The organism is Paraburkholderia jirisanensis (assembly GCF_054782355.1).
Window position 1 is genome coordinate 338,691 of sequence record NZ_BAAGSQ010000029.1, and the last position, 18,097, is coordinate 356,787.

At 64.8% G+C, this 18,097-nt stretch carries 14 protein-coding genes; 8 read left to right on the forward strand and 6 right to left on the reverse strand.

Going from position 1 to position 18,097, the window contains the following annotated elements; genetic code table 11:
• Position 1 precedes the first annotated feature (1 nt).
• On the forward strand, positions 2-1,966 hold the full coding sequence (locus ACYVNQ_RS27230; RefSeq protein ID WP_460906691.1) for a beta-galactosidase: 1,965 nt from the start codon (positions 2-4) through the stop codon (positions 1,964-1,966).
• 68 nt (positions 1,967-2,034) lie between these two features.
• Positions 2,035-3,294, forward strand: coding sequence for an ABC transporter substrate-binding protein (locus ACYVNQ_RS27235; RefSeq protein ID WP_460907711.1), 1,260 nt, complete (start codon positions 2,035-2,037; stop codon positions 3,292-3,294).
• Positions 3,295-3,427: 133 nt separating this feature from the next.
• On the opposite strand, the gene ACYVNQ_RS27240 is transcribed toward ACYVNQ_RS27235, so the two are convergent.
• On the reverse strand, positions 3,428-3,778 hold the full coding sequence (locus ACYVNQ_RS27240) for a hypothetical protein (RefSeq protein ID WP_460907713.1): 351 nt from the start codon (positions 3,776-3,778) through the stop codon (positions 3,428-3,430).
• A gap of 226 nt (positions 3,779-4,004) precedes the next feature.
• Positions 4,005-4,787, reverse strand: coding sequence for an alpha/beta fold hydrolase (locus ACYVNQ_RS27245; RefSeq protein ID WP_460906693.1), 783 nt, complete (start codon positions 4,785-4,787; stop codon positions 4,005-4,007).
• A 203-nt stretch (positions 4,788-4,990) separates the two neighbouring features.
• Here ACYVNQ_RS27245 and ACYVNQ_RS27250 point away from each other — a divergent pair, with 203 nt between their 5' ends.
• Entirely contained in the window at positions 4,991-6,493 is a 1,503-nt protein-coding gene (locus ACYVNQ_RS27250) for an HD domain-containing phosphohydrolase (RefSeq protein WP_460906695.1), read from the forward strand.
• A 50-nt stretch (positions 6,494-6,543) separates the two neighbouring features.
• On the opposite strand, the gene ACYVNQ_RS27255 is transcribed toward ACYVNQ_RS27250, so the two are convergent.
• Positions 6,544-7,179 (reverse strand): TetR family transcriptional regulator, encoded by a 636-nt coding sequence (locus ACYVNQ_RS27255; protein ID WP_460906697.1) that lies wholly within the window; start codon positions 7,177-7,179, stop codon positions 6,544-6,546.
• 400 nt (positions 7,180-7,579) lie between these two features.
• Between ACYVNQ_RS27255 and ACYVNQ_RS27260 the strand changes: the two genes are divergently transcribed.
• Positions 7,580-8,359, forward strand: coding sequence for an SDR family NAD(P)-dependent oxidoreductase (locus ACYVNQ_RS27260; protein WP_460906699.1), 780 nt, complete (start codon positions 7,580-7,582; stop codon positions 8,357-8,359).
• Between the two features lie 134 nt (positions 8,360-8,493).
• Here ACYVNQ_RS27260 and ACYVNQ_RS27265 read toward each other — a convergent pair whose 3' ends face one another.
• The 3 genes from ACYVNQ_RS27265 to ACYVNQ_RS27275 form a co-directional block, all read right to left on the reverse strand.
• Positions 8,494-9,201, reverse strand: coding sequence for a PepSY-associated TM helix domain-containing protein (locus ACYVNQ_RS27265; protein WP_460906701.1), 708 nt, complete (start codon positions 9,199-9,201; stop codon positions 8,494-8,496).
• A 420-nt stretch (positions 9,202-9,621) separates the two neighbouring features.
• A complete protein-coding gene (locus ACYVNQ_RS27270; RefSeq protein ID WP_460906703.1) occupies positions 9,622-10,722 on the reverse strand; it encodes an aldose epimerase family protein in 1,101 nt (366 codons plus the stop codon).
• 24 nt (positions 10,723-10,746) lie between these two features.
• Positions 10,747-11,955, reverse strand: a complete 1,209-nt coding sequence (locus tag ACYVNQ_RS27275) for a XylR family transcriptional regulator (protein WP_460906705.1) — start codon at positions 11,953-11,955, stop codon at positions 10,747-10,749.
• A 305-nt stretch (positions 11,956-12,260) separates the two neighbouring features.
• On the opposite strand from ACYVNQ_RS27275, the gene xylA reads away from it, so the two are divergent.
• From xylA to ACYVNQ_RS27295, 4 genes are all read left to right on the forward strand, one after another.
• The gene (xylA, locus tag ACYVNQ_RS27280; RefSeq protein ID WP_460906707.1) at positions 12,261-13,586 is read left to right on the forward strand and encodes a xylose isomerase; all 1,326 of its coding nucleotides are present in this window, start codon (positions 12,261-12,263) and stop codon (positions 13,584-13,586) included.
• Positions 13,587-13,908: 322 nt separating this feature from the next.
• On the forward strand, positions 13,909-14,937 hold the full coding sequence (xylF, locus tag ACYVNQ_RS27285) for a D-xylose ABC transporter substrate-binding protein (RefSeq protein ID WP_460906709.1): 1,029 nt from the start codon (positions 13,909-13,911) through the stop codon (positions 14,935-14,937).
• A 152-nt stretch (positions 14,938-15,089) separates the two neighbouring features.
• A complete protein-coding gene (gene xylG, locus ACYVNQ_RS27290) occupies positions 15,090-16,658 on the forward strand; it encodes a D-xylose ABC transporter ATP-binding protein (RefSeq protein ID WP_460906711.1) in 1,569 nt (522 codons plus the stop codon).
• Entirely contained in the window at positions 16,655-17,851 is a 1,197-nt protein-coding gene (locus tag ACYVNQ_RS27295) for a sugar ABC transporter permease (protein ID WP_460906713.1), read from the forward strand. Before xylG ends, ACYVNQ_RS27295 begins: the two co-directional genes overlap by 4 nt.
• The last annotated feature ends 246 nt before the right edge of the window (positions 17,852-18,097 follow it).

Here is an 18,097-nt window from a genome sequence, read left to right on the forward strand (position 1 = left end):
GATGCGTCTTGGAGTCTGCTATTACCCGGAACACTGGCCGGAGTCGCTGTGGGAAGACGACGCGCGCCGCATGAAGGCACTCGGCATCGAGCAGGTGCGGATTGCCGAATTCGCGTGGAGCCGCATGGAGCCCACGCCTGGCGAATACGACTGGGGCTGGCTCGATCGCGCGGTCGACGTGCTCGGCAACGCGGGCCTGAAAGTGGTGATGTGCACACCGACTGCGACTCCGCCGAAGTGGCTGATCGATCGTCATCCGGAGATCCTGCCGGTCGGCGCCGATGGCCGCACGCGCGGTTTCGGCTCGCGCCGTCATTACGATTTCTCGTCGCCGGCGTATTTCGAAGCGTCGCGCACGATCTGCAGTGCAGTGGCCGAACGCTACGGCAAACATCCTGCTGTTGGCTACTGGCAGACCGATAACGAATACGGCTGCCACAACACCGTGGTCAGCTATTCGCCGGCCGCGCTCGCGCGTTTCCGCGAATGGCTGAAGGCGCAGTACGGCAGCATCGAGGCGTTGAACCGCGCGTGGGGCACGGTGTTCTGGAGCATGGAGTACCGCAGCTTCGACGAAATCGACGTGCCGGTCGGCACCGTCACCGAAGCGCATCCGTCGCACCGGTTCGACTACCGGCGCTTCGCTTCGGATGAGGTGGCGCGCTACAACCGCATGCAGGTCGAGATCATCCGTGCGCATTCGCCGGGCCGGCCGATCGCGCACAACTTCATGCAGCTCTTTACCGAGTTCGATCACTACAAGGTCGCCGCCGATCTCGACGTTGCGACGTGGGACAGCTATCCGCTCGGCGCACTCGAAGAGCAATGGTTCGCGCCGGAACTGAAGGCGCAATGGCTGCGCACCGGTCATCCGGATTTCGCGTCGTTCAATCACGACGTGTACCGCGGCATGTCGAAGCTGCCGTTCTGGGTGATGGAGCAGCAGCCGGGGCCGGTCAACTGGGCGCACTGGAATCCGGCGCCGCTGCCGGGCATGGTGCGGCTGTGGAGCTGGGAAGCGTTCGCGCACGGCGCGGGTTGCGTGTCGTATTTCAGATGGCGCCAGGCGCCGTTCGCGCAGGAGCAGATGCACGCGGGGCTGAATACGCCGGACAACCGGCTCGATATCGGCGGCAGCGAAGCGGCGCGCGTGGCGGAGGAAATTCGTGCGGTGCCGGCGGTGGATGCCGGTGCCGATGCGAAAGTGCCCGCCAAAGTCGCGCTGGTCTACGACTATGAAGCGAAGTGGCTGTTCGAGATTCATCCACAGGGCGCCGATTTCCATTATCCGCGGCTCGCGTTCGAGTATTACTCGGCGCTGCGTGCACTCGGTTTCGATGTCGACGTGATTCCGGCGACGGCATCGCTAGACGCATACAAGCTCGTGGTGGTGCCGCCGCTGCCGGTGGTGCCGGACGATTTCGCCACGCGCGTGGCGGCGTCGCAGGCGCATGTGGTGTTCGGACCGCGCAGCGGTTCGAAGACGCGCGATCTGCAGATTCCCGCGAACCTGCCGCCGGGCCCGCTTGCCGCGTTGTTGCCGATGCGTGTGTGGCGCGTCGAATCGCTGCGGCCGAACGTGACCGAGAGCGTGCGCGTGGATGCCGCGCTCGAAGGTCACGGACGCTGCTGGCGCGACCTGATCGACACCGGCGACAGCGTGATCGACGTGCGCGCGCGCTTTGCCGACGGTCACCCTGCGTACGTGCGGCACGGTGCGGCGCATTATTTCGCGAGCGTGTTCGATGCGCAGTTGACTGAGCAACTGCTTGCGCGCATCGCGCTGGAAGCGGGTCTCGTGCCGCTCGCGCTTGGCGACAGCCTGCGCGTGAGCCGGCGCGGCGGCTTGACCTACGTGTTCAATTACGGCGCGCAGGCACATACGATCGATGGCGTCGACGCGGCGGCGTTCGTGATCGGCGCGCGCGAAGTGGAACCGCAAGGCGTGGCCGCATACCGGAGCTGAAATCGCAGCTCAATAGCAGTGCCCCAGAAAGCAAAAACCATTGGAGACAACGCATGACCCTAAAAGCACTGAAGGCACGCAGCGTGCGCGCAGCCGCCGCGATCGCGATAGCGGCCGCGGCAAGCGCGGCTGCATTGTCGTTTCCCGCCAGCGCCGCGGCCGGCACGCTGACCATCAACATCGCGTTCAAAGGCGCGAGCCAGCGCGCGGTGTGGCAGTCGGTTCTCGACCAGTTCAAGAAGACCCATCCGGGCGTCGACATCAAGGCATCGTTCGTCGATGAGGAAGCCTACAAGGTGCAGCTGCCCGGCTGGCTGACCACCGTCGCGCCGGATATCGTCAACTGGCACAACGGTGAGCGCATGGCGTACTACGCGAAGCGCGGCCTGTTCGAAGACCTGTCCGGCGACTGGGCGAAGAACGGCTGGAACGACATGTATGCGTCGACCAAAGAGGCGTCGTCGTATCAGGGCAAGCAGTATGCGGCGCCGACCGTCTATTACTCGTGGGGCATGTTCTATCGCAAGGACCTGTTCCAGAAGGCCGGCATTACGTCCGAGCCGAAAACCTGGGCTGAGCTGCAGGACGCGTGCCGCAAGCTGAAAGCCGCCGGCATTACGCCGTTCGCGGTGGCCGGGCGCGATGCATGGACGCTGGCCGGCTGGTTCGATTATCTGGACCTGCGTCTGAACGGTAACGCCTTCCACCAGCAACTGATGGCCGGCGAGATTCCGTACACCGATCCGCGCGTGAAAAAGGTCTACACCACGTGGAAGCAGCTGATCGACGATCACGACTTCATCGACAACTCGCTGTCGTACGATCTGGACGCCGCGCAACCGTTCCTGTTCCAGGGCAAGGCCGCGATGATGCTGATGGGCACGTTTATCACCAGCGGTTTTCCGGCCAACGTGAAGCCGAATATGAGCTTCTTCCAGTTCCCGATCATCGACCCGAACGTGCCGACCGCCGAAGACGGTCCGGTCGAATCGCTGCACATTCCGTCGCGCGCGAAAAACAAGGCCGATGCGCACGCGTTCCTCGCGTTCGTCGAGACGCCGCAAATCGGTGCAGAACTCGCGAAGGGACTCGGCTCGCTATCGGCGAACAGCAAATCGCCGGAGCCGGAAGACCCGATCTCGAAGATCGGCTTTCAGATTCTGGCGAACACCAAAGGCGGTATCGCGCAGTTCTACGACCGCGATATGACGAAGGAAATGGCCGACGAAGGGATGAAGGGCATGCAGCAGTTCATCTCCGATCCGGCCAAACTCGATGCGATCCTGGCGCAGCTCGAAGAGACGCGCAAACGGATCTACAAGAAATGATGCCGATGCTGCTGCATCGCGGCTAACAGGGTTCTCCGCAGGAAGGTTGCCCGCGCAAAAGCGCGGGCTTTTTTTCGTTGGTCGCGCGGTGGGTCGCTGAGCCGGCCGCTCGTTCACCCGCTCAGTCGGTCGCTCAGTCGGTCGTATTGCGCGGCGTCGGCATCTGCTGCACCGCGCCTTGCATCGGCATCACGTTATCGCGCCGCCCGGCCAACGGTGAGCCATAGCCGCCGGCCCCGGCGTTATTCGGCTGCCCATTCACCAGTTGCGCGCGCGGATCGGTCGGGTTCAGTTCGAGTTCGCCGGCCTGGCGATTGCCATGCGTCGGATACTCGCTGCCGAGCGCCGCATTCGGCATCAGCTTCGTGCTGTTTTGCGGCGCGTGCACGTCGTCCTGCACGGACAGGCCCTGCGCTTGCGCAGAGCCGGCAGCACCGGCGAGCGCGAGCGTCAGCGCGGCGGCGAAACCCAGTGTGGCATTCAGTTTGTGCACGGTCTGCTCCTTTTCACGTGGAAGGCATCGGACGTCACGAGCGCCGAGCTTCTTTTACTAAAGACGATCACACGCCGGAGTGCAATGCGCGCGCTGCGCTTTTGAGATTTGTTGTGCGAAGTGCGCCGGCATGATTGCGGGCGCACCTTTTATCGGCCAAAGCCGCAACGGTAAAAGCGCCCGCGCGGCACGGCGCGAGCGCTGACAGCAGCAACGCTTACTGGATCTTGCTGGCGGCCGCGATGATCGCGTTGGCCACGGCTTGCGGCTGGCTGACCATCACGACGTGGCTGCCGTTCACGTGCGTGACGCTGGCGTGCATCGCCTGCGCTTCGGCCTCTTGCAGACGCGGATCGATCATATGATCCTGGCCGGGAATCACGAACGAGGTCGGCTTGTTATGCCATGCCGCGGTGCTGACCTTGTCGTCGAAGCAGGCGGCGTTCAGCGGGCCCTGGGTGGCCGCGATCAGGCGTCGTTGCGGCACCGGCAGGTCTTGCGCGAAGTCGTTCAGCACGGCCTTGGTCGACAGCGTCAGGTAGCCGGCGGAATCCTTCTGCAGCTCGCTCGCCCACGAAGGTGCGGGCTGACCCTTCACCATGTCGTTGATCGACTGGCCGTTGTCGGGCGCGAACGCGGCGACGTACACCAGCGCGTCGACCTTGTCGTCGTTGCCGGCTTCGGTGATCACCGTGCCGCCCCACGAATGGCCGACCAGCACGACCGGTCCCTGCTGTTGGTCGATCACGCGCTTTGCCGCATCGACGTCCGATTGCAGCGAGCTCAGCGGGTTTTGCACCGCCACCACATGCAGGCCGCGCGCTTCGAGCAGCGGAATCACCTTGTCCCAGCTGCCGGCGCCATCGGCGAACGCGCCATGCACCAGCACCACGTTCTTGCCTTTCAGGTCCTGCGGTTGAGCAGCGTGCGACGCTTGCATCGCGAACAGGCCGCCCATCATCAGCACGGAAGCAACGGTCTTCTTCAGCAGCGTTTTCATCTCGGTTTCCTTAACGGGTTGGGATGGACGTAAGCATCGCAGCCACACGAAAAGGGCGGTATCGGTCGGATGACCGACCCCGGGCATCGGCGCGCAACGTAAGCAGATTGAATGCTTTCGCGTATCCGGGGCGAAGCGCGCCGGACCGCTCCGGTATAGTTCGCTGGTTCTTCCATTTCATCCGGCCCGAGGGCCAGCTTTTCATGAACACACCGGCCTGTCCGCAACACCCGGGCGCCGAGATCCGCGTGTTCGATGCGGTCAAGGCGTTGGCATTCATCGGCGATCTCAGCATGGGGCAGCCGACCGATCACTCGCTGCGCGCCGCGTGGCTCGCCACGCAACTCGCACGCGCGGCCGGCGCCGACGATGCGCTGTGCTGCGCGGTGGTCGAGGCCTCGCTATTGCGCTGGTCGGGTTGTACCGCGAACGCAGCCGGCTTCGCGGATGTACTCGGCGACGACATCGGCAGCCGTGCTGCGATGCTGGCAGCCGAGCCGCAATGGGATCAACCGCTCGCCGCGCTTGGCGGCACCCACGCCGCGTTGACGCCGCTCGCGCAGATTCACTGTGAGGTGTCGGGCGAAGTGGCGCGCACGCTGGGTCTGTCAGGCACCACCGAAACCGCGTTGCGGCATGTATTCGAAGCGTGGGACGGCGGCGGCGTGCCGGGCGTGCTGGCCGGCGACGCAGTGCCACCGGTGGTCTATATGATCGGCATTGCGTGCGATCTGGAGATCTTCGCGCGCGTGCATGGGCTCGAGGGTGCGCAGCAACTGATCGCGCAACGCGGCGGTGCACGCTATCCGCAAGCGCTGGTGACGCTGGCCGCGACGCATGCGTCGCAGTGGTTCGACACGCTTGGCCGGATGCCGGCGGCCGAACTCGATGCGGCGCTGGCAACGCCGGCGATGGCCAATGCAACCGCGGCCGAGCTGATCGCCGATGTGATCGACCTGAAGCTGCCGTGGATGACCGGCTATTCGCGTGCGGTTGCGACGCTCGCCGCGCGGGTTTGCGCGCAGCTTGGCGCCGATCCGCTCGCGCAGCGCCGCGCGTATCAGGCCGGGCTGATTCACGGCATCGGCCGCGCGGCAGTGCCGAATGCGCTGTGGAATGCGCCGGCGCAACTGTCGGCCTCCGCGTGGGAGCGCGTGCGGCTCGTGCCGTATTGGACCGCGCGCGCGGGCAAGCAGACCGGCGCGCTCGCCGACGCGGCGGAGCTCGCGTCGTATGCGTATGAGCGCGCGGACGGCTCGGGTTACTTTCGTGGCCTCGGGCGTGACGCGTTGCCGCTCGAAGCGCGCGTGCTGGCGGCGGCAGTCGCATGGACCGCGCTGCGTGCCACGCGGCCGTGGCGCGCCGCGCTGCCGGAGAGCGAAGCGTCGCAGATTCTGCGCGACGAGGCGGCGCGCGGGCGTTTTGACGCGGACGTGGTAGCGGCGTTGCTGGCGTGTCTGCATGCACCGGACGCTGCGGCGACGCGTGCGGTGCCGGCGCGCGCGCGAGCGTTGACCGTGCTGTCCGCACGCGAGATCGACGTGCTGCGTTCGATCAGCCGCGGCGCCAGCAACAAGGAAGCGGCGCGCGAACTGGAGTTGAGCCCGAGCACGGTGCGCACGCATGTCGAGAGCGTGTTCCGCAAGCTCGCGTGTTCGACACGGGCGGCGGCGACGTTGAAGGCTTCGTCGCTAGGTTTGCTGTAGCGACCGGCGACTGGCGACACGGCGGCGCGTGCCCACACGCGCGCCGATGTTCACGCTGACGCTTTCGCGATTGCCTTCTTGCCGTCTTTCTTGTCCCCGCGCGTTTCGCCAGCCACCAGATCCACAGCGTGCCGCATTGCGCGCAGAATCTCGTCGGCCAGTTCCGGCCGCGCCTTCATCACCGCGCGCGACGCGGAAATCGCGCCGATCATCGCGGCCGTCACCGCCAGCGCGCGTTCGCGGCGTTCCGCGTCGGGCAAGCCGGCGTCGAGTTTCGAGCCGATCAGCCTGGACATCCGCTCGAAGCCATCGCCAAAGCGCGCACTGACTGACACATCCTGCCGCGAGATCTCGCTGATCGACGCGGCCATCGCACAACCTTCCGCAATATCGTTGCGGCTGCGCTCCGACAGGTAGCTGTCGAGCAGCTCGGAAAAGCCCGGGTGACGGCCTTCGCGCGCGACGCTCATGCGCCTGTGGCCGCGCTCCAGCCCGAACGACAGCGCCTCGGCCGCCAGCGCTTCCTTCGACGCGAAATGCGCATACAGCGCGCCATGCGTCAAACCGGCCTCCTTGGCGATCTCCGCGACACCGACGCCGTCGATGCCGCGCTCGCGGATCAGCCGCGCGGCTGTCTCGACCAGCTTCGCGCGGTTTAACGCCGATTGTTCCTTGCTGACTTTCATCGCCTGACTCCAGGCAGCGCCATCGACGCGTTTGCTGAGCGTAGGAGGGCAGCTGCAAATTCATTGCACGCGCAATTATAAAACCTCTGTGACAGGGATGCGCAGGCGCAAATCTCAAAAATACTGTTGCGTTGAAGCCGCCGCGGCAACACGTGGCATCTGGCCCCAGACCCGATCGGCACCCACGCACGCGATCGCTTGCCCCGGCGCGCAACGCCCACTGATAAGCCCCTTTATCTGGTTCGACGTTCAGATCATGTGACCAGACAGAGTGTTGCAAAAATTGCGCTTGGAGATATTGATTGCGATCGATATCATTACGTCAAAGATTGCAACCGCAATCATTAACCGCCGCGGCAAGCGTGCTGCGGCCGGCACATCAACCTGATTGGAGGTCATCATGCGTTTTCAGAACAAAACTGCACTGGTCACGGGCGGCAACGGCGGCATCGGCTTTTCGACTGCAAAACTGCTGATCGCGGAAGGCGCGCGCGTCGCGATTACCGGCCGCGACGGCAACAAGCTCGACGAAGCGGTCCGCGAACTCGGCCCGAATGCGATCGGTATCAAGGCGGACCTGAACGACCCGGCCGCACTCGACACGATCGTCAAGCAAGTGTCCGAAGCCTTCGGTTCGCTCGACGTGGTGTTCGCGAACGCCGGCATCAGCGGCCCGACGCCGGTCGGCAGCACCGCGGCAGAAGCGTTCGAATTGATCGTGCGCACCAATCTGACCGCCGTGTTCCTGACCGTGCAAGCCGCGCTACCGCTGATGCGCGAAGGTGGTTCGTTCGTGCTGAACGGCTCGGTGATGCGTGAACTCGGGATGCCGGGCTCGTCGGCGTATTCGGCGTCGAAGGCCGGCGTGACTGGCATGGCGCGCGTGCTGGCCGCGGAACTGGTGGAGCGTGGGATTCGCGTGAATACGGTGATTCCGGGCGCCACCCGCACGTCGATCTGGACCCGTGGCGCCCGTGAAGGCGCGACGCTCGACGCGACCGAAAAGGCGCTGGCGCCTACGATTCCGATGGCCCGTCTGTCCGAACCGGAAGAAGTGGCGGCCGCAGTGGTGTTCCTCGCGTCGGACGACGCATCGGGAATGACCGGGACGGAAATGGTGGTGGACGGTGGCTTGCTGGGTGCGCGTAACGGCGCGCCGATGTACCGCGCGGCTAGCTGAGCCATTGAGTTGAGCGACGCGTCGGGCTAGCGCGGGCGGCCAGTTGCATGGCGCCGTCCGCTAGCAAATCGCGGATATGCCTGCGGTGTCGGAAGCCGCAGGCATCAGGCGGCCACGCATCGAGCGTCGCTCGCTCAGGCAAGCCCCACGCACACCGCGGCGACGATCGAGCCGAGCACCAGCACCGCGCCGATCGTGCGCCGCGTATTCAGTTGCGTCCACAACAGCACGCCGGAGAGCGACAGCAAAATGATGCTGCCCGCCAGCGTATCGACCAGCAACACCCAGCCGACGCTCATGCCCACGCCCTTATGCAGGTTGGTCAGCGTGGCGAGGAAGCTGTTGCCGTTGCGCTTGACGGTGACGTAGTCGTTGCCGACCCAGTAGTCGGCGGACGTCATCTGCTGCGGCGAAGCGAACGACAGTTGCCAGTGTTCGGGCTGAACCGCGCTGCGGTCGCCCCATGCGACAGGATGCGCCGGCTCTTTCTGCGCGCGGCCGGGCTTGCCCACAATCTTCAGATCCTGCTTCAACCATTCGGCCAGCTCGCGCGGCGATTTCGGCGCGGGCTTCGGCATTTGCACCTGCAACTCCTCGACCTGCGGCGTGCCGGTCGACACGCGCAACGGCCCGGCGCGGTGATTCAGAAAAAAGCCGGTGGTGCCGAACAACAGCCCGAGAGCTGCGCCCCATAAGCCGATCCAGCCGTGAATCTTGCGCAGCCAGCGAATGAACGTGAGGCGGCGCAAACGGGGTTGCTGCGCGTACTGACCGGTGCCTTCGGCAGTCGCGAGACGGGTGACGGGCGGTGCGCCCGACGCGAGCGTGTCGGTGGTATTCAAGGGTGGCTCCGCAAACTGGACAGCGTGGATGACGAACGGGCTAGACGGCACGCGGCGCCCGCGCTCGTGCGCGCAACGCAGGGGGTGCGGGCCGTACTGCCACGAATGAAGACGCCACCGGCGGCGCATGGCGTACCGGGTGTCGGGTGTCAAACCACCCGCAGGTACGTCGCGCTTCGATGGCTGTCCGGCTGGCTAGCCGCGGTTTGCGCCGAAGGCGGAAACGCGAGCGGTGGGCTGGCTGGCGCTCAGATGACTCAGATGAGAGTCGCTATCATTTCACGCCAATCCGAATGCCGCAATCTTCGCAAGGTGTTCGAAGCATCCTGTAATGTTTCGAAGGGTTACCGTGCGCGCATCGGGTGCGCGCGAGCGGCTTGTGCAGCGGTTCGTGCAACCACGTGCAGCGCCACTGCCGATCTATCGCACTCCGAGCCGATAAACGGTGGTGTGCCGGTACCGCTCGCCGGGCCGCAGCACGACGTCGGCGGCATCGTCCATATTGATCTGGTTCGGAAAGCCGCCGGTTTCGAGGCACAGCGCCGCATGCTTGCGCAGCGTCTTGCCGCCGCGCGCCACCACGCCTTGCAGAAAATTGCCCGAGTAGAACTGCAGGCCGCGCGCATCGGTTTCGACGCTCAACTCGCGGCCGCTGCCCGGATCGTAAAGCACGGCCACGCGCCGCACCGTGCCGTCCGCGCGGTTCAGCACGTAGCAATGATCGAAGCCCGTCGCCCGCGCGAGCTGCGCGTGCGGCCAGTCGAGCCGCGTGCCGATCGGCGCTTCGGTGCGAAAGTCGAACGCATTGCCGGATACGCTGGTGTGCCCAACCGGTATCAGCGCGGCGTCGACTTCGAGGAACGCGTCTGCGTCGATTTCGATCAGATGGCCGCGAATGTCCGGCACATCGAGAGCCGGCTCGACCGGCACGCCGGCCAGATTGAAATACGCATGATTGGTCAGATTGACCGGCGTCGGTGCATCGGTGCTCGCGTCGTAGTCGATCGTCAGCGCACCGTCGTCGTCGAGCGCGTAGCGCACCGTCACCGCCAGCGTGCCCGGAAAGCCCGCGTCGCCCTCCGGCGATTCGTGCGAAAACACCAGCGCGCCATCCACTTCGCGCACCTCCCACAGCGCGCGGTGAAAACCGCTCGCGCCGCCGTGCAGCAGGTTGTCGCCTTCGTTGCGATCGAGCTGATACGTGACGCCATCGAGCGCAAAACGCGCGTGCGCGATGCGGTTCGCCCAGCGGCCGATGGTGCCGCCGAAAAACGACGTCGATGCCAGATATTCGGCGGGCGTATCGTGACCGAGCACGACATCGGCGATGCGCCCGGCGCGGTCGGCCGCATGCCACGACACCAGCGTCGCGCCGAGATCGCTCAGCGTAACGCGCATGCCGTGCGCGTTGCGCAGCGTGAAGAGACGGACGGCGTCGCCGCCGGGCAGCGAGCCCCAGCGATCGACGGTGATGCGTGCCTGGGCGACGCGATCGGAGCTGCGCGATTCTGCAAGATTCATGGGTGAAGGATCGGGTTCGGGGCGTCAGCCGGGTTGCGTTGCCTGCGCGGCCTGCAGGCGCTCATGATACTCGCGGGGGGTACAGCCGAGTTCGCGGCGGAACACTGCGTACATGTACTGCAGCGACGTGAAGCCGCAGCGGATCGCGACCTCGCTGCTCGAGACATCCGGTTGCGCGAGCAACTGTTTCGCGACCTCGAGCTTGTGATTGAGAATCTCCTGATGCACGGTGCAGCCGAGCTCGCGCCGGAAGTGTTCTTCGAGCGACGACCGCGACACGCCGACGTAATCGGCCACCTGTTCGGTCTTGATGCCCTGGCAACCGTATTGACGGATGTAGTGTCGAGCACGCATCACATACGGGCTCGACACCGGCTGATGGCGCGTCGACTCGAGCACGTTGATTCCGACTGGCGGCACCAGGATGCGCCGCCCGGCAAAGCGCGCGCCGCCCAGCATCTGATGCAGCAAATGCGCGGCAGTGCGGCCCATTTCCTCGGTGCCCTGGATCACCGATGAAATCGGAATACGTGTGAGCGAGCGCGTGAGCGGATCGTTGTCGATGCCGATGATCGCCACTTCTTCGGGCACCGCGATGCCGGAAATCAGGCACACCTGCAGCAGTTGCCGCGCGCGCGCATCGGTGACGGCGATCACGCCGACCGGTTTCGGCAGCGCTTGCAGCCACGCAGTGAGTTGCGCACTCGCCTGGTTCCATACCGGCGCGCTGGTCGGCAGCCCGCGATGCACGTCGCCGCTGATACCGTCGGCGGCCAGCAGCGCATTGAAGGCCAGTTCGCGTTCCTGCGCCCAACGGTTGGTCGGCGATTCGGGCAGGCTGTACAGCGCAAAGCGCTGCAAGCCGGCGCCGATCAGATGCGAATATGCAAGCGACACCAGCTTGCGGTTGTCGGTTGCGATGTACGGCAGATTGGTCGGATACTTCGCTTCGTCCTGATACGACGAACCGACCGCGACCACCGGCAGCGGACAATCGCTCAACGCGGCGCACACGGCAGGGTCGTCGAAGTCGGCAATGATGCCGTCGCCTTCGAAGTGTTCGATGCCGTCGAGCCGCGCGCGGAAATCCTCTTCGAGAAACAGGTCCCATGCGACGCGCGTGGACAGCAGATATTTGCCGATCCCGGTAATGATCTCGCGGTCGTAGACCTTGTTCGCATTGAACAGCAACGCGATCCGGTGCGACCGTTGAGCGGTTTGCTGGCGTGTCATTGCTTCTCCGCACGATGCTGCGCCGCATGAAGGCCGCCGCACCGTCGTCTCCTGATGCGAAGCGGCGCATTGCGCGGCGCCGCTTCGTTATTAAGTGTGTTGCTTATTCTAGGCGTTGCCGCGCTACGGCCGCCAGCCGTTTTTACCCGACCGCAAGAATCACCAAGCGCGCTGGCGGATTTCGCAATTGCCGCGCGATGCACGAGGCTGGCAGCATGACGTCACTCGTGCTGTCGTCCAACGCTTGTCGCCAAACCGCTTGTCGCCAAACGATACGCACGCAACATATCAACAAGGAGACGCGCGTGTCCTATTTCGAACATCTGCCCGCGGTGCGCTACGAAGGCCCGCACACGGAAAACCCGTTCGCTTATCGCCACTACGATCGCGACAAGCTGGTGCTCGGCAAGCGGATGGAAGATCATTTGCGGCTCGCCGTCTGCTATTGGCATACCTTCGGCTGGGCCGGCACCGACATGTTCGGCCCGGGCACCTTCGAGCGCCCGTGGCACGGCGCGGGCGATGCGATGAAACGCGCGCAGTTGAAGGCGGATCACGCGTTCGAACTGTTCGCGAAGCTCGGCACGCCGTTCTACACGTTTCACGATAACGACGTGGCGCCGGAAGGCGAGAGCATCGGCCAATATGTGAGCAACTTTCGCGCGATCGCCGACTATCTGGGACGCAAGCAGCAGGAGACCGGCGTGAAGCTGCTGTGGGGCACGGCCAACCTGTTTTCGCATCCGCGTTATGCGGCGGGTGCGGCGACCAATCCGAACCCCGACGTGTTCGCGTTTGCGGCCACGCAAGTGTTCGAAGCGCTGGAAGCGACGCAGCGTCTGGGCGGCGAAAACTACGTGCTGTGGGGCGGCCGCGAAGGTTACGAAACGCTGCTGAACACCGACCTGAAGCGCGAGCGCGAGCAGCTTGGCCGCTTTATGAGCATGGTGGTCGAGCACAAGCACAAGCGCGGCTTCAAGGGCGCGCTGCTGATCGAGCCGAAGCCGCAGGAGCCTACCAAGCATCAATACGACTACGACGTCGCCACCGTGCATGGCTTTCTGACGCAATTCGGCTTGCAGGACGAGATTCACGTGAATATCGAGGCCAATCATGCGACGCTGGCGGGGCATTCGTTCCACCATGAAATCGCCACGGCATTCGCGCTCGGCGTGTTCGGCAGCATCGATGCAAATCGCGGCGATCCGCAGAACGGCTGGGATACCGATCAATTTCCGAACAGCGTCGAAGAACTCACGCTGGCGTTCTACGAAATTCTGCGCAACGGTGGCTTTACGACCGGCGGCATGAATTTCGATGCGAAAGTGCGGCGTCAGAGCGTCGACCCGGATGACCTGTTTTATGGGCACATCGGCGCGGTCGATACGATTGCAGTGGCGCTCGAGCGTGCCGCGCGCCTCGTCGAACGCGATACGCTCGCAGCGTTCAAGCAGCAGCGTTATGCAGGATGGGAGACCGACTTCGGCCGCAAGGTGCTCGCCGGTGGCTTCACGCTCGAAACGCTGGCGCACGATGCGACCACGCGCGGCATCGCACCGCGGCATTTGAGCGGCCAGCAGGAGCGGCTTGAAAGCGTCGTCAACCAGGCGATCTACGACCCGGTGCGCTAACTGCACCTGACTGACGGCGCCTGACTGAACGACCCCCGCGCGAGCCGGCTCGCATACCCGCGAGCCGGTCGCGAGTGGATCGCTTCAGGTCGGTAAAAAACGTTACCAGGGCCGGTCAATTTCGCAATTGCCCGGCACGCCTGTGCAGCCCACGCTACGAGCGCGCCCGAGCGGGCAACTCCCGGGGCAGTTTCAGCAGGCAGCTTCTTACAACCGACGACCGCGAACACGAATTCGCGGCGCATCCACAGGTTTTCGCTGGCACCTTCCTTCTCTCGCATATTGGGAATGCGCCGGCAACCAACCATAAAAGGAGTGAGACATGAAATCTGCTATGCGTCGTTCCGTTGTCAATTCGCTGGTTTGCGCCGCGATGTTTGCCGGCCTCACCGCGCTTGCGCCACTCGCGCATGCAAGCAAGGACAAACCCGAAATCGGCTTTTGCATCGACGATCTGCGCGTCGAACGCTGGTCGCGCGATCGCGATTACTTTGTCGAAGCCGCGCAGAAGCTCGGCGCGAAAGTATCGGTGCAATCGGCCGATGCGAGCGAAGCGCGTCAGATCTCGCAGATCGAAAATCTGATCTCGCGCGGCGTCGATGTGATCGTGATCGTGCCGTTCAATTCGAAGACGCTCGGCAACGTGATTGCCGAGGCGCATAAGGCCGGCATCAAGGTGGTGTCGTACGACCGCCTGATTCTCGATGCCGACGTCGACGCGTATATCTCGTTCGACAACGAGAAGGTCGGCGAACTGCAGGCGCAGGGCGTCTTCAACGCGCAGCCGAAGGGCAACTACTTCCTGCTCGGCGGCGCGCCGACCGACAACAACGCGAAGATGCTGCGCGAAGGCCAGATGAAAGTGCTGAAGCCGGCCATCGATCGCGGCGACGTGAAGATCGTCGGCCAGCAGTGGGTGCCGGAATGGAGCGCGTCGACGGCGCTGCGCATCACCGAGGATGCGCTGACTGCGAACAACAACAAGATCGACGCGATCGTCGCATCGAACGACGGCACCGCGGGCGGCGCGATTCAGGCGCTGGCGGCGCAGCATCTGGCGGGCAAGGTGCCGGTGTCGGGTCAGGACGCGGACCTCGCGGCGGTCAAGCGGCTGGTGGCGGGCACGCAGACGATGACGGTCTACAAGCCGCTGAAGCTGATCGCCGGCGAAGCGGCCAAGCTGTCGGTCGCGCTGGCGAAGGGCACCCAGCCGTCGTTCAATGCGAAGTACGACAACGGCAAGAAGCAGGTCGACACGGTGCTGCTGCAGCCGACGTTGTTGACCAAGAGCAATGTCGATGTGGTGATCAAGGACGGCTTCTACACGCAGGCGCAGCTGGCCGGCAACTGAGGCTGAAAACCGGGGCCGCTGGCTAGCGGGTCAACAAGCGAGTCAGCAAGCGAGTCGACAAGCGAGTCAGCAAGCGAGCCCCGGTAGAGCGCGCGCATCTCATCGCGAGGTGCGCGTGCGTCCCTGATCCATCCACGCATCCAGGACGAGACATGGCACAAGCGCTGCTGGAAATGCGCGGCATCGCCAAATCTTTCGCCGGTGTACGGGCGCTCGACGGCATCGATCTGGTCGTCGCACCCGGCGAATGCGTCGGCCTGTGCGGCGAAAACGGCGCCGGCAAATCGACGCTGATGAAGATCCTGTCCGGCGTCTATCCGTACGGCGACTGGCAGGGCGAAATCCTGTGGGAAGGCAAGCCGCTGCAGGCCCAAAGCATTCGCGACACCGAACACGCCGGCATCGTGATCATTCACCAGGAATTAATGCTGGTGCCGCAGCTGTCGGTGGCGGAGAATATTTTCCTCGGCAACGAAATCACGCTGCCGGGCGGCCGCATGAATTACGCGGCGATGTACCAGCGCGCCGACGCGTTGCTGCGCGAGCTGAACATCGACGGCATCAACGTCGCGCAACCGGTGATGAACTACGGCGGCGGCCATCAGCAACTGATCGAAATCGCCAAGGCGCTGAACAAGCGCGCGAAGCTGCTGATTCTCGACGAACCGTCTTCGTCGCTCACTTCGGCGGAAACGAAAATCCTGCTCGACATCGTGCGCGACCTGAAAAAGCGCGGCGTGGCCTGCGTGTACATCTCGCACAAGCTCGACGAAGTGGAAGCGGTCTGCGACACGGTCACCGTGATCCGCGACGGCCGGCACGTCGCGACCCAGCCGATGGCCCAGATCGACACCGACCGCATCATCGCGATGATGGTGGGCCGCGAGATCACCAACCTGTTTCCGCGCGAGCCGCACGATATCGGCGAGGTGGTGTTCGAAGCGCGTCACGTGACCTGTTTCGACGTCACCAATACCAACCGCAAACGTGTCGACGACGTGTCGTTCACGCTGCGCAAAGGCGAAATTCTCGGCGTCGCCGGGCTGGTGGGCGCCGGGCGTACCGAGTTGATGCAGGCGATTTTCGGCGCCTATGCGGGCCCCGCTTCGGCTGAAGTGTGGATGAACGGCAAGCGCCTGAAAATCAGCACGCCGGCCGATGCGATCGACGCCGGCATCGCGATGGTGCCCGAAGACCGCAAGCGCCACGGCATCGTGCCGCAGCTCGGCGTGGGCCACAACATCACGCTGGCGGTGCTCGCGCGTTTCGCGAAGGGCGGCCGAATCGATGCCGCATCCGAACACGACACGATCCGTGCCGAAATGCAGCGCCTGTCGGTGCGCGCCGCGCACCCGATGCTGCCGATCTCGAGCCTGTCCGGCGGCAACCAGCAAAAGGCGGTGCTCACGCGCATGCTGCTGACCAACCCCGACGTGCTGATTCTCGACGAGCCGACCCGCGGCGTCGACGTCGGCGCGAAATACGAAATCTACAAGCTGATGTTCGCGCTCGCGCGGCGCGGCGTGTCGATCATCGTCGTGTCGTCGGAATTGCCCGAGGTGCTGGGCGTCAGCGACCGCGTGCTGGTGATCGGCGAAGGCCACCTGCGCGGCGACTTCGTCAACGACGGGCTGACGCAGGAGCACATCCTCGCGGCCGCGCTCACCGCAGAGCCCACTGCAGGGCGCAACGATCCAACCAACCTTGCGAGCGTCGCATGACTCCCGATGTCACATCCGCAGAAAACCGCGCGGCGCACGGCGCGTCGCTGGCGTCCGGCCAGCGCATCAAGCAGCTGTTCGCGCGCTACAAGCTGCTGGCGCTGTTGTCCGCCGTCGCCGCGATCTGGATTTTCTTTTCGTTCCTGACCGACGGCGCGTTCGTCACGCCGCGCAACCTGTCGAACCTGCTGCGACAAATGTCGATCACCGGCATGCTCGCGTGCGGCATGGTGTTTGTGATCATCGCCGGCGAAATCGATCTGTCGGTCGGTTCGCTGCTCGGTCTGCTCGGCGGCGTGGCGGCGATTCTCGACGTCACCTATCACTGGCCGCTCGCGGCGACCTTGCCCGCGGTGATGCTGCTCGGCGTAGCGGTCGGCATGTTCAACGGCTGGTGGTCGACCTATCGGCGCGTGCCGTCGTTCATCGTCGGCCTTGGCGGCATGCTCGCGTATCGCGGCGTGCTGCTCGGCGTGACCGGCGGCTCGACCATCGCACCGGTGTCGGACAACCTGGTGTTCGTCGGCCAGGGCTATTTGCCACGCGTGGCCGGCGATACGCTCGCGGTCGTGCTGTTCGTGCTGCTTGCGTTGCTGACCGTGCGGCACCGGCGCAGCCGGCTGCAGTACAAGCTGCCGGTGGTGCCGGTGTGGCAGGACGGCGTGAAGATCGTCGCCGCGGGGCTGATCCTGCTCGGCTTCGTGGCGACGCTGAACCGTTACGGCGGGATTCCGGTGCCAGTGCTGCTGCTGCTCGCGCTGCTCGGCATCTTCACGTATATCGCGACGCAGACGGTGTTCGGCCGACGCATCTATGCGGTCGGCTCGAATCTGGAAGCGACGCGCCTGTCGGGCGTCAACACGAACCGTGTGAAGCTCGCGATCTTCGCGCTGATGGGCTTGATGTGCGCGTTTGGCGGGCTCGTCAACACCGCGCGCCTCGCGGCCGGTTCGCCGTCGGCCGGCACGATGGGCGAACTCGATGCGATTGCCGCGTGCTTTATCGGCGGCACGTCGATGCGCGGCGGCTCCGGCACCGTATATGGCGCGCTGATCGGCGCCCTGGTGATGGCGAGTCTCGACAACGGCATGTCGATGCTCGACGTCGATTCGTACTGGCAGATGATCGTGAAGGGCGGCATTCTGGTGCTGGCCGTGTGGATCGACGTGATTTCGGGTTCGAACCAGCGCTGATTCCGCAGTCGCGGCACGCTGCGCGAAGCAGGGCCCGCCGCGCCCCGGCATGGCCCGCTCGCACCGCGCACGGCCGTGGTGCGGTGCACCACGGCGCAGCACGAAAGCGCTTCGACAGCGTGCGCGCGTGCGCCGCGTGAAGGCGGCCCCATTCCGTGCGAGCGGGCGCCATTGCCGCCGCGCCGCGATTTTTTCCGGCTTGTCCCTGCGCTTGAACTTCTCCGCGCACAGCCCCGCCTGACAAGC